Annotated in this window: 6 protein-coding genes and 1 rRNA gene; all 7 read right to left on the bottom strand. The window is 63.6% G+C overall.

Annotated elements, in window-relative coordinates; genetic code table 11:
- Window positions 1-36: 36 nt before the first annotated feature.
- The 7 genes from yfiB to rrf all read right to left on the bottom strand — a co-directional run bounded on the left by yfiB (window position 37) and on the right by rrf (window position 11,951).
- Window positions 37-552 (bottom strand): outer membrane lipoprotein YfiB, encoded by a 516-nt coding sequence (gene yfiB / locus BLL38_RS11375; RefSeq protein ID WP_413469171.1) that lies wholly within the window; start codon window positions 550-552, stop codon window positions 37-39.
- Window positions 533-1,801: a diguanylate cyclase DgcN/YfiN gene (dgcN, locus tag BLL38_RS11370; RefSeq protein WP_076962668.1), complete on the bottom strand. Its 1,269-nt coding sequence runs from the start codon at window positions 1,799-1,801 to the stop codon at window positions 533-535. Before dgcN ends, yfiB begins: the two co-directional genes overlap by 20 nt.
- Window positions 1,798-2,370, bottom strand: coding sequence for a regulatory sequestration protein YfiR (gene yfiR / locus BLL38_RS11365; protein ID WP_076962667.1), 573 nt, complete (start codon window positions 2,368-2,370; stop codon window positions 1,798-1,800). The genes dgcN and yfiR overlap by 4 nt, the downstream gene beginning before the upstream one ends.
- 138 nt (window positions 2,371-2,508) lie before the next feature.
- Window positions 2,509-4,557, bottom strand: coding sequence for an exodeoxyribonuclease V subunit alpha (recD, locus tag BLL38_RS11360; RefSeq protein WP_076962666.1), 2,049 nt, complete (start codon window positions 4,555-4,557; stop codon window positions 2,509-2,511).
- Window positions 4,554-8,234 carry an exodeoxyribonuclease V subunit beta gene (gene recB, locus BLL38_RS11355; RefSeq protein WP_076962665.1) on the bottom strand — a complete coding sequence of 1,227 codons (3,681 nt, stop codon included), beginning with the start codon at window positions 8,232-8,234 and terminating at the stop codon, window positions 4,554-4,556. Before recB ends, recD begins: the two co-directional genes overlap by 4 nt.
- Window positions 8,231-11,680 carry an exodeoxyribonuclease V subunit gamma gene (gene recC / locus BLL38_RS11350; protein WP_076962664.1) on the bottom strand — a complete coding sequence of 1,150 codons (3,450 nt, stop codon included), beginning with the start codon at window positions 11,678-11,680 and terminating at the stop codon, window positions 8,231-8,233. Before recC ends, recB begins: the two co-directional genes overlap by 4 nt.
- A gap of 155 nt (window positions 11,681-11,835) precedes the next feature.
- Window positions 11,836-11,951, bottom strand: a 5S ribosomal RNA gene (gene rrf, locus BLL38_RS11345).
- Window positions 11,952-12,105 lie beyond the last annotated feature (154 nt).

Below are 12,105 nucleotides of genomic sequence, written 5' to 3'. Positions count from 1 at the left end.
GTTGGGCGTATTTCAAATTTAGACCGGCCTGTCGGCTCAGTCGGCGATCACTACAATCGACACCCGACGGTTTTCGGTACGGCCCGCGGAGGTGCTGTTGGACGCCACCGGCTCGCTGCTGCCCAGGCCGCGCAGTTGCACATTTTCTTCCTTCATACCCACCGCCACCAAGACCTTGCCCACGCTTTTCGCCCGGCGCAGGGACAGTTGCTGGTTGTAGGTTTCCTTGCCCGAGGCGTCAGTGTGGCCGTCTACACGCACACGTTCGATGCCCACGCCGGTGAGGGCCTTGCCAATGCGTTCGACGATATCGGTGCTGGGCTTGTTGAGTTTTTCGACGTCGCTGCCAAACAGCACTTTGCCCGACAGGCCGAAGGCCCAGCCTTCGTCGGTCAGCTCGAAGCCTTGTTGCTTGAGCACCGCCACTTGTGCCGGGGTCAGGCCCTTGGGTGGGGCGGTTTGGCAGCCACTCAGGGCCAGCAGTGCGATAAACAAGGTGATAAAGAGAACGCGGGTGTTAGCAAACAAGGGATCAACTCCTGTGTTGAACATTGGCAGCGGGGTGCTCCGACTCCGCCGTGTGCTGGCCGCCCTGGGAAAGGCGTTTGGCCTGGTACATCGCCGCATCGGCAGCATTGAGCAAGGCGCCGGGAGTGGTGCCATGATCGGGATAAACCGCAATACCGATACTGAGTGAGGTCAACACTTGGGTGTTGCCCGGCAGCGGAATGGGTTGGTCCATGCTGGCGATGATTTTTTCGGCGATGCGCTGGGCATCTTCGAGCTTGTGCAGGGGCGAAAGCAGGATGGCGAACTCATCGCCGCCCAGGCGCGCCACCAGGTCGCTCTCGCGCAGTTGCGCCCGTATGCGCGCGGCGACGGCCACCAATACCGCGTCACCGGCGGCGTGCCCGAAGTTGTCGTTGATGTCTTTGAAGCGGTCGCTGTCAAGAAACAGCACCGCCACCCGCTCGTTGAGCTTGGCCGCGCTGCGCAAGGCACGGATCAGGCGGCCCTCGAAGAAGGCGCGGTTGGGCAGCCCGGTCAGGCTGTCATGGCTGGCCTGGTGAGCGAGGGTTTCGTTTTCGCTTTGCAGGTGGGTTTGCCAGGCTTCTAACTCATCGAGCAAGGCATTGAAGTCATTGCCCAGGTTATCGAGTTCGGCAATCTGTGCCGGCGGCACGCGGCGGTCGAAGGCCCGCTCGCTGCGCGCGGCGTGGGCAACATCGGCCAGGCGGTGCAACGGGCCGGTGATACCGCGCAACATGCGCCGCGCCAGGTAAATCGCCACCCAGCCACTGATGGCCGTACACACAACGATCCCCGCCAGGCCGCTGAGCAAAAAGCGCAACAGGCTACCGCCGTGGCCACTCAGCTCGACGGTGCCAATCTTCTTGCCTTGATGCAGGATCGCTTGGCTGATGGGTTCCTCCAGCAGCGTGTGGGCCAGTTCCAGCTCCACCTGGGACAGCATCCCGGTTTCCGGGCGCACCCAGTGGGCCAGGGTGTTGCCATTGAGGTCCAGCACCCGGGCTTCGGCCACTTCTTCGGTGGTGGCGATCAGCGCCAGGGCTTCGGTGGCCGCCACGCGGTCGTTGAATACCACCGCGGCTTCCACGGTGTAGTTGATCGAGCGGGCGATCAGGTGCAGGTTGTGGTCGGCATAGACCCGCAGGGCCAACACCCCCAGCAGGGTCAGGGACACACTGGCCATGGCAACCGCCACCAGCGCCACACTCAGGTGCCCGCGACCGAGGACTGAACGTAATGTGGGGCGGCTTGTGGCGTTACGCAGCTTCATGACTCCGGCGCCCGACGACGGGATAGCTGCAGGACGCTGGGATGAATGCGCACACCGCTGCGGGCCACGGAATCGAGGTTGACCTCGAACGACACCTGCTCATCGCTGACCCGCAGGCAGAACAGACTGCCCACGGTGCATTGGTCACCGCCTTCGCTGATGCTCAACACCGGATGGCCGATCAACGAGGTAAACAAGTGGCTGCGTTCTTCAGGGCTGAGCTTGCCGATATACAGCGCGTCGCAGGCGTTGACGATATTGGGGTTGTCCGCCAGCAGGCGCTGGACCACCACCGGTCGGCCCGTGGCCTGTGTGGTGCCTTTGACCAGGTCGTCGGTGTATTGGGTCGGGCCAACGATGCACAAACGCAGTTGGGCGGGTTCCACCGGCCAACGGGCGTAGCTGAGAATCCCCAGCACCACTTGGGTCACTGCCTGGGCCCGTTGGTCAGCCGCACTGGCAACGGACGCCTGGGCAAAAGCCAAAGGCGTGACGAGGCACAGAACGGCCAACAGCAGCATTCGTCTCCAGCTCCAACTACGCTCTGCGGGCGAGACAGCCACGTTCATGCAGCAATTCTCTTTGATCTTCTCGGGATGATGCCGCAACGATAGCATATTGGCGGAAAACCCAGCGACACGGGGCCTAGGTAGATTGCGCCATTTACCAATAAAATCCGACAGTTCGGTCAGGTTTTGGCTACACCCTTATGCCCCTAGCGCCAACATCAGCCCGCTCAATCGTTTCACCTTGCGCCGCACCGCTTCCTCGAAAACCCCACCACGGGTTTCGATCAAACTGAAGCGATCCTTGGCCCGGGTGATGCCGGTGTAAATCAGCTCCTTGGTCAGTACCGGGTTCAGCGCATCCGGCAGGATCAGGGCCGTGTGGGCGAACTCCGAGCCTTGGGATTTGTGCACGGTCATGGCGTAGACGGTTTCCACATCATTGAGGCGGCTGGGCAACACAAAGCGCACGCCGCCCTGGCCATCGTTGCGCGGGAAGGCAACGCGCAACACCTGCGGCCCACCGTCACTTTCGGGCAGCTTCAAGGCAATTCCGATGTCGCCGTTCATCAAGCCCAGGCCGTAGTCGTTGCGGGTCATCAGTACCGGACGGCCTTCGTACCATTGCTGGTCGCTGTCGATCAGCCGCGCCTTGAGCAACGCCGCCGTGATGCGCTGGTTGAGGCCCTCCACACCCCAGGGCCCCTTGCGCACCGCGCACAGCAACTGGAAGGCATCGAAGGCTTGCAACAACTGACGCGCCCAGTCAGTCCAGCGCGGGTCGTCGCGTGGTGTCTCGGCCGTCGGGCGCGAGGTGCGCAGCAGGTTCAGGTAGTAGCGATAGCCCTGGGCGTCGCCGCCCTGCCCGTCCAACACCAGGCGCTCCAGGGCGCGGTCATGCTCGCCCTTGAGGCGCAGGCAAAACAGGTCGTGGCTGCCGGCGTCCAGCCGTTGGCGGGCCTGCTCGGGGTTTTGCTGGTTGACCCAGCGCGCCAGTTGGCCGATGCCACTGCCTTCGCCGAAGCGCCGGGAGTAACGCAGCATGACCACTTGTTGCGCCAGCGGATGACTGGCGTCGAGGTCTTCCTGCAGGCCGCTGCCCGCCAGGGTCTCGCCGCTGACACGTTCCAGCCATTGGCGCGTGTCGGGGCTGTACCAGCCAGCCTCGGCATCGCGACACAAATCGCCGAGCACCGCGCCGGCTTCCACCGAGGCCAATTGGTCCTTGTCCCCCAGCAGTACCAGGCGTGCATGGGGCGGCAAGGCATCCAGCAGGTTGGCCATCATTTCCAGGTCGATCATCGAGGCTTCATCCACCACCAGCACATCCAGCGGCAACAGGTTGCCCGCGTGATGGCGAAAATGCCGAGTACCGGGACGGCTGCCCAACAGACGGTGCACGGTGGTGACCTCGGTGGGGATTTTTTCGCGCAAGGCCTCGGGCACTTGCAGCGAGCGCACTTGCTGGCTGATGGACTCGGTCAAGCGCGCCGCCGCCTTGCCGGTGGGCGCCGCCAGGCGGATGCGCAACGCCGTGCCCTGCTCCACCGCAGGTGCTTGCAGCAATGCCAGCAGGCGTACCACGGTGGTGGTCTTGCCGGTGCCGGGGCCGCCGGTGACGATGCTGAACGCCCCCCGCGTGGCCAGGGCACAGGCGAGTTTCTGCCAGTCGACCACGCCATCGGGTGGCGGCTGCTGGAACAGGCCATTCAAACGCTGGGGCAGGTCTGCCGAGACCGCTTCCTGCACGGCAAGACGCTGACGCAAGGCGCTGTCGATGCGCCGCTCATAGGTCCAGTAGCGGCGCAGATACAAGCGCTTGCCCGACAACACCAGCGGCCGGCTGTGTGCCGTCTCACTGCCATCGCCAGCCAGCGCCACCAGCGTGCTCGCCGCCAGGGCGTGGCACCAGTGCGCACCGTCCAGGCCATCGAGCAGTTGCGAAGGCAGCAGCATCGCGCCACTGGAAAGATCCCCTTCAGGGGGCAACGACAGGGCAAAATCCGGGGCGTTCAGGGTCTCGAACACGTCCAGGCACACGTGGCCGTGGCCCAGTTGGTGGCTGGTCAGGGCGGCGGCCAGCAGCACCAGGGGATCGGCCTGTGGGTCGAGCTCATGCAGAAAGCCCACGAATGCCTTGTCCAGCGCCCGCAGCCAGCCGCGCTCGACCCAGCGTGCCAGCAGGTGCATCAGGTCGTCAGCGCGTGCCAGCGGTGCCAGTGCCTCCAGCGGCAGCGTCGAGAGGCTCATAGCAGGACTCCTTGTTCCCAGGCCGGTTCGACCTTGGGCGGTTGCGGCTTGCCCTGGAACAACAGGTCCAGGCGTTCGATCAGTTCCCGTGGCGGCCGGGTGAAATACGCGCCCTGGCTCACGGCTTGGCTACCGCGCAGGAACAGGTAGAGGGCGCCGCCCACATGCCGGTCGTACTCGTAATCGGGCAGGCGCGCCTTGAGCTGGCGATGCAGGGCCAGCAGGTAGAGGACGTATTGCAGGTCATAGCGATGGTCGAGAATCGACTGTTCCATGGCCTCGCGGGTGTAGGCCGCGTCGTCGGCGCCGAGCCAGTTGGATTTGTAGTCGGCCACGTAGTAGCGGCCGTCATGTTCAAACGTCAGGTCGATAAAGCCCTTGAACATGCCGTTGAGCAACACCGGCTCGGCGGCGACCCGCGACACGCCGGCGTGGGTGTATTGGCAGACCAGTTGGTCGAGGACGAGCACATCGACGGAGTGGCTGGCGAACCAGAACTCCATTTCGATCTGATACTGCTGCAGCTCGCTCAGGGTCACCGCTGCCTGCCCATGGCCCAGGCCCAGTGGCACTTGCAGCAGGTACCCGAGCCAGTCGCCGAGGGTGCCGATCCAGCCTTCCCAGCCGCGTCGGTTGCAACGCCGCGCGACGGCATCTTCGATGGCTTCGGGGCTCACGTTGAAGCCTTCGTTGCCGGCCCACTCCAGCAGGCCGTGGAGAAAGGTCCCGGGGTTGGGCCCCCGTGGGAAACGGTGGATATCGCCGCCAGACGCGGCGACTTCGCGCGGTGCATCCGGGTCCAGGCGTTCGTCGTCGAACAGTTTCTGTGCTTGTGGGCTTTCCGGGGCTTCCAGGTTGGCGGCGCTCATGCTTTCGCCGATGCGCAGGGCGCTGTAGGAGGCAATCCACCAGTTTTCTGCAGCCTTGCGCTTGGGCAACAGCGGCGCGAGCAAGGTCGCGTCATTGCGCGGTGGCTGGTAGATATTGCTGTCGGCGTCTGGCATGTGCCCGTAGGCAATCGCCGCGCAGCCGTCCTGCACATCCATCAGCCAACGGGCCAGGGCTGCAGACTCACCCAACGCCGCGCCCCCTCCCAGCAGATAGCCCAGGGCCGACAGGTGCAACACCGAACTGTTGTTATTGCCACGCTTGAGGTCGGCCACGCCGAGCCAACAGGCATGTTTGGCCCTGGTCAGGGCCACGTAGAACAGGCGCAGGTCTTCGGCCAGGCGCTCGTCGTCGGCCTGGGCGATCAGTTCGGCGGTGGGTTTGAGGCTGACCTGGGACTTGCCGTTGGCATCGTGATAATGCAGCGGCAGGCGACTGCCGTCCACAGGCTTGGCCGAGCAGATAAACGGCAGGAACACCAGGTCGTATTCCAGGCCCTTGGATTTGTGGATGGTCACCACCTTGACCAGTTGCTCATCGCTTTCCAGGCGCAAAATCTGCTCTTCGCCAGCCTGGCCCGACAGCGCCAGGTGTTCTGCCAAATGACGGACCAGCGCTTGTTCGCCGTCCAATTCAGCGGCGGCCTGTTGCAGCAATTCGCACAGGTGCAACAGGTTGGTCAGCACCCGTTCGCCATCGCTGCGGGCGATCAGGGTTTGCGGCAACTTGAAGTCATGCAGCAGGCGCCGCAGCATCGGCAGCACGCCCTGGGTGCGCCAGATCACGCGGTAGTCGCGAAACTGCATGACTCGCTGCTCCCAGGCCAGTTCGTCCTGGTTCAGTTGCTCCAGTTCCGCCAACGACAGGTTGAGGGTGACGCAGGCCAGGGCCGCGCGCAGCGGGCGCTCGACATCCGGTTCGGCACAGGCCTTGAGCCAGGCGAGCAGGTCGTGGGCTTCCTGGGAGGCGAACACCGAATCCTTATCGGACAGGTACACACTGCGCACACCGCGCGCGGCCAGTTCGCCGCGTACGGCCTGGGCTTCCTTGCCGTCACGCACGAGGATGGCGATGTTCGACGGTTGCACGGGAGTAAAGTCCGTCCCCTTGATAAACCCCGCCGTGCCCTGCTGGCCACCATTGAGCAACGCGACAATCTGGCTGGCGCACGCGCCGGCCAGTTGCTGGCGATACAGCACATTGGAGATCGGCTGGTCGGTGGGCAAGTGCCAGAGATTCAGGGCCGGCAATGGGTGGCCATCGACCTGCAACTGCTCCTTGCGGCCCTGGGAAGAGACCGGCAGGAACGGCACCGGGTTCTCGCCGTCGGGCTCACGAAACAGAAATGCCCCACGCCCGGTTTCCGCACGCTCGAACACGTGGTTGACCGCCTCGACCATGGCATGGCTGGAGCGAAAGTTGGTGCCCAGGGTGTGCAAGCGCCCGGCGGTGGCCTGGCGGGCGCGCAGGTAGGTGTAGATATCGGCGCCGCGAAAGGCGTAGATCGCCTGCTTGGGGTCGCCGATCAGGAACAGGCCGCTGTGCGGGCTGTTGTCTTCGATGCGGTAGATGCTTTCAAAGATCCGGTACTGCACCGGGTCGGTGTCCTGGAATTCGTCGATCAGGGCCACCGGGAACTGCTCGCGGATCACACTGGCCAGGCGTTCGCCCCCCTCGGCTTGCAGGGCGGCGTCCAGGCGAATGAGCATATCGTCAAACCCCATCTCGGCGCGCCGGCGCTTCTCTTCTTCAAACCGTTTGCCGACCCAGGCGGCCGCATGTTGCAACACTGCGGCATCAGGCGTGGGCAAGGCGTCGAGGCTGGCCTTGAGGCCCGCCATGGCATCCAGGCCCGGATGATGGGGCGCATCGCCCTTCCAGGCCTCGGCCATGCCATCGGGGGTCAGGCGCGTGAAGCCAGTGCCGATATCCAGTTGTTCCAGGGTTTCGTCGGCGGCCCAGGCGCTGAGTTTCTCAAACCAGGGCTCGAAATAACGGGCCTGCATCTTGCGACCATCCACCGCCTTGGCGGCGACGGCTTGCAGGCAGATTTCGCGCAACTCGCCCGCCCATTGCAGCCAAGGGGCCTTGAGCGCCACCAGGGCCTCACGGCGCTCGTGCAGGCAGGTCTCGATCAGTTCGGCAGGCTCACGGGGGTCGTCACTGGGGCGCTCGCTGCCGAACAACGCGCGCACCCGGGGCATCAGCGCCGCAGGGCCGCCCCAGTTGGCGCGGACCCAGTTCAGGGCATCGCCGTGCATCGGGTAGCAGAACAGCCGCCAGTAGTCGCGCAGCACTTCGCCGAGCAGGTCGCTGTGGTCGGTTTCCAGGGTCTGGGTAAACAGGCTGCCACTGTCGAAGGCGTGTTCGCGCAGCATGCGCTGGCACCAACTGTGGATGGTCGAGACGGCGGCCTCGTCCATCCATTGCGCGGCGATGTCGAGACGGTTGGCGCAGCCTGGCCATTGCTCGGCGCTGTAGTGATCGCGCAGCTCGGCAATCAAGGCGTCGGGCTGTTCGATCTCGTCACGAAAGAAGCGCGCCGCCTGTGCCAGGCGGGTGCGGATGCGTTCGCGCAGCTCTTTGGTGGCGGCATCGGTGAAGGTCACCACGAGGATTTGTGGCGGCAGTAACTCGCGGCCAAAACCCGCCTCATCGCCACCGTGCCCCAGGACCAGGCGCAGGTACAACGCGGAGATGGTGAAAGTCTTGCCGGTGCCAGCACTGGCTTCGATCAGTTGGCTGCCACGCAGGGGGAAGGCCAGGGCCAGGGGTTTGATGGCACTCATGGGCGGGCCTCCTCGCTGGTCAGTGATCGCCAGGGGGCGCTGATCAAGGGTCGATACAGGGTTTCGCACCAGCCTTCAAACTCTTCGCTGGCGACCAGGGCCGCATAGTCGGGGAACTGTCGGGTGAGGGCCGGGCTTTCGCGGCGCTCGCCATCGCTGGTGATGCCATCGCCTTCGTAGGCTTTAAGCGCGGCGGCCTGGGCTTTGTCCGGGTCAGTCTGGCCGAGCCAGGCGAAGGCGGTCTTGACCGCGATCGGTAGCGGTTCGCTCATACCTGTTTTCCAGGCCAGGAGCAGATTGCCGAGTACATCCTGGGCAAGGTTTTGCGCCAGTGGCGCCAGCAGGAGTGTGTCATCGCTGGCCACCAGGCCGGTGCTCAGGGGCAGGCCACAGGCACAGGCCACCAGGTGATTGACCCATGGGCGGATCAGGCGATGCCACTTGCGGGTCTTGATCGAGCCGATGCTGTTGGGGATGGTGGTCACACTGAGCAAGCCGCCATCACTGCGCCGGTGCAAGCCGCTGACCCAGCCATCGAGCTCAATGCCCTGGTGCGCGAAACTGACGGGTTCCGCCGTGTTGTGTGGCGTAGGCCAAAGCGCCAGGAGTTGCTGGTAGCGTTGCAGCAAGTCGGGCAAGGGTTCGATCAGTTCATTGCGCAGGCATTCGCCGAAGCCGACCATGGGCAGCAGGCCACTCCCTTGCAGCCGTTGCGCCTGGGCCTCCAGGGCTTGCTCCAGATGATCCGGGTCGGTCAACGCGGCGGCGAGCAGGCTATCGCTCAAGGTGTAGCGCTGCAAGGCGTCGAGGACGAAGGGTTCCTCATCGGCCAGGGGCACTTCGGCAGCCTCGAAAAACACTTTGAGGCGCTGACTGAAGAAATGCCTGACGGGGTTGCGCAAAAAATCCTGCAATTGGCCCAGACTCAGGGGGTCTTCCTGGATGTAGGCTGCCAGGCCGGTTGTTTCGCGGACCTCGTCCTGGGCTGCGTGCAATAGCTGCCATTCGCGGGCATAGCTGAACAGTGGATCGCCCGCGTGGAAGTAGCGTGCACTGAAGGGTTGCAGCGGGTGCTCCTGGGTCATCGCCTCCAGCAGCGGTTGCTCCTGGGCATGCTGCCAGCCACTGGCAAGGTGGTCGCGCAACTGGCCGATCAGCACCGACGCCGGGCGCTCGCTGTTATCGCGGATGCTGCGGCCAACCCAACTGATGTAGAGCTGGTCGCGTGCAGACAGCAGGGCCTCCAGCAGCAGGTATCGGTCGTCTTCACGTCGGGAGCGGTCGCCGGGACGGTAGTCGCTGCCCATCAAGTCGAAATCCAGCGGCGGTTGCGCGCGCGGATAGTCGCCGTCGTTCATGCCCAGCAGGCATACCAGCTTGAAGGGAATGGCGCGCATCGGCATCAGGGTGCAGAAGTTCACGGCACCGGCCAGGAAACGCTGGGACAGGCGGCCCTGGTCGAGGCCGGCAAGCCAGGCCTCACGGACGACGGTCAGCGGTAATTCGTCGTACAGGCCAACAGACTCGCAGGTTTCCAGCCAGTCTTCCCGCAGTTGCTCCAACTGGCCCAGCAGATAGTCATCGTGTTCATTGCTGGGCAGGAAGAAGCGCTGCATCAGGTCTTGCAGGCGTGCGCCCCAGGCTTGTGGGGTTGCGGGTTGTGACAGGGCTTGATGTGCAGCGTGCAGTGCGTCAAGCAAGGCGACCAGTGGGCCAATCAGCGCGGCGTCGAGGCCGCCGATTTCGTCATAGGGTTCAATGCCGTCGCAGGCTGCGCCACTGCCGACGGCATAGCCCAGCAACATGCGGCGCAGGCCGAATCGCCAGCTGTTCTGTTCCAGCGCGCTGGGCAGGCCCAGGCCGGCGCGCTGCTCGGCATTGAGCCCCCAACGGATGCCCGCACCTTCTATCCAGCGGTGCAGGGTGGGCAGGTCGCGCTCCTGGATGGCGAAGCGTTCGCGCAGGGCGGGAACGTCCAGCAAGTCGAGGATTTCGCTGACCGGGAAACGGCTGTCCGGGAGTTTCAGCAGATGCTCGACGGCGATCAACAGTGGGTCGCGGCCCCGTTGGCCCTGGTCCGTCAGGGTGAAGGGGATGAAGCGTGGGTCTTTTTTATCCAACTGGCCGAAAACTGCGCGGATATGCGGTGCATAGCTGTCAACGTCGGGGACCATGACGATAACGTCGCGAGGGCGCAACGTGGGGTCCGCGCTGAAGCGCTGGAGCAGTTGGTCGTGGAGGATTTCCACTTCGCGCTGGGCGCTGTGGGCGATGTGGAAGCGGATCGAGGTGTCGTACTGCAGATCGACGGCAGGCCAGCGTTCACGGGTTTCCGGGAGCGGGCGCAGTTCGAGGATGTCGTCCTGTAACTGGTTGAGGATGGTGGTCGGTTCGCTGTCGCTGAACAGGTCGATGCGCCCGTCGCGGAAGGCCGAACGGTAGCTGTTGGGGTCGTCGTAGCTGTCCAGCAGGTTGATGTAGTCGCGGCCTTGCTTGCCCCAGGCGGCCAGCAAGGGGTGGGCGTGCTGGTGCAGGGTTTGCGGGTCGATGGTGACGGGCATTCCGGTTTTGCGCGCCTGGCGTTTGTATTCGTTTCGCAGGAGGTCTTTGTCGGCAACGATGTCAGACCAATGGTGACGGCAAGGGTTGTGTACACAGAGCAACACCTGGCTGAAACGGGCCAGGCCGGCCAGCGCTTCCAGGGCTTGGGCGGGCAAGGAAGAAATGCCAAACACAATGACTCGGGACGGCAGGCCTTGCGGGGCGGTGTCCAGGTTATTGATACGCTCGATAAAACGCTGGTGGACCCCGGCACGGCTCTGCGCCATGCCTTGCTCGCCAACGTCCAGCAGCAACGCCCGCCATAACTCGGCCTGCCAGCAGTTGGCCGGGCTCAGGGGCTTGGCTTCGCCTCGGCCATTGCGCAGTTGGTGGCGACCAGCGGCCCAGTCTTCCAGCCAGTCCGCACGGTAGACCTGATATTGGTCGAACAGGTCGGCCAGGCGTTCCGCCAGTTGGTAGCGTTTACGCAGGTCAGTGTCGTGGGTGAGGAAGCGTTGCAGGGGCTCGAAGTGCGGCTGGTCGATCAACTCGGGCAGCAGGCGCATTAATCGCCAGGTCAGCGGGGCCTTGTCCAGCAGGGACTTGACCGGGATTTCGTCGCGGCCCAAGACCATGCGATAGAGCTGCCACATAAAGCTGCCGGGCAGTTGCACGTCGATTGCTGCGGCGATGCCGCAGCCCCCCATGTCGTCCTCTTCCGGGTCTTCGGCAAGGGCCAGCTTGAGCCATTGCGCGATGCCGTTGCTTTGCACCAGGGCGATTTCGTTTTCCAGGGGAGCCAGCGGATAACGACGCATCCAACTGACAACCAGGCTGCGCAGTTCATCCAGGCGATTGCCGTGGACGACCATGAATCCAGCGCTGAGGGACGTTGCATCCGGCATAACGGCTTCCTTGGGAAAAGCAAAATCGAGGGAGGGACTTTAGCATTGAAGGGCGTTATGGGCAGAGTTGGACTATGTGCCAAATCACCTCAGTACTTTTCAACCGCCCAAAACAAAACCCCAACTGCTTTCGCAATTGGGGTTTCGGAATTTAATCTTGACGATGACCTACTCTCACATGGGGAAACCCCACACTACCATCGGCGATGCATCGTTTCACTACTGAGTTCGGGATGGGATCAGGTGGTTCCAATGCTCTATGGTCGTCAAGAAATTCGGGTACTGAGTCGCGGCAGAGGCCTCGCTTCAGCAAATTGGGTATGTGACAGCTTTCGGTGTTTTGTGAGTATCGAACTTTCGGTTCATTTCGTCTTCACACACCGCAATCTGATGCTCTTTCGAGTAGTCAAATTGCTTGGGTGTTA

The sequence above is a fragment of the Pseudomonas gessardii genome (genome assembly GCF_001983165.1).
GTDB lineage: Bacteria > Pseudomonadota > Gammaproteobacteria > Pseudomonadales > Pseudomonadaceae > Aquipseudomonas > Aquipseudomonas gessardii.
This window is presented reverse-complemented; position numbering and strand designations above follow the sequence as displayed.

Bases quoted from the DNA above. Each gene is read 5' to 3' on its own strand.
- yfiR (WP_076962667.1), bottom strand. From the start codon at position 2,370: ATGAACGTGGCTGTCTCGCCCGCAGAGCGTAGTTGGAGCTGGAGACGA.
- recD (WP_076962666.1), bottom strand. From the start codon at position 4,557: ATGAGCCTCTCGACGCTGCCGCTGGAGGCACTGGCACCGCTGGCACGC.
- recC (WP_076962664.1), bottom strand. From the start codon at position 11,680: ATGCCGGATGCAACGTCCCTCAGCGCTGGATTCATGGTCGTCCACGGC.
- recB (WP_076962665.1), bottom strand. From the start codon at position 8,234: ATGAGTGCCATCAAACCCCTGGCCCTGGCCTTCCCCCTGCGTGGCAGC.
- yfiB (WP_413469171.1), bottom strand. From the start codon at position 552: ATGTTCAACACAGGAGTTGATCCCTTGTTTGCTAACACCCGCGTTCTC.
- dgcN (WP_076962668.1), bottom strand. From the start codon at position 1,801: ATGAAGCTGCGTAACGCCACAAGCCGCCCCACATTACGTTCAGTCCTC.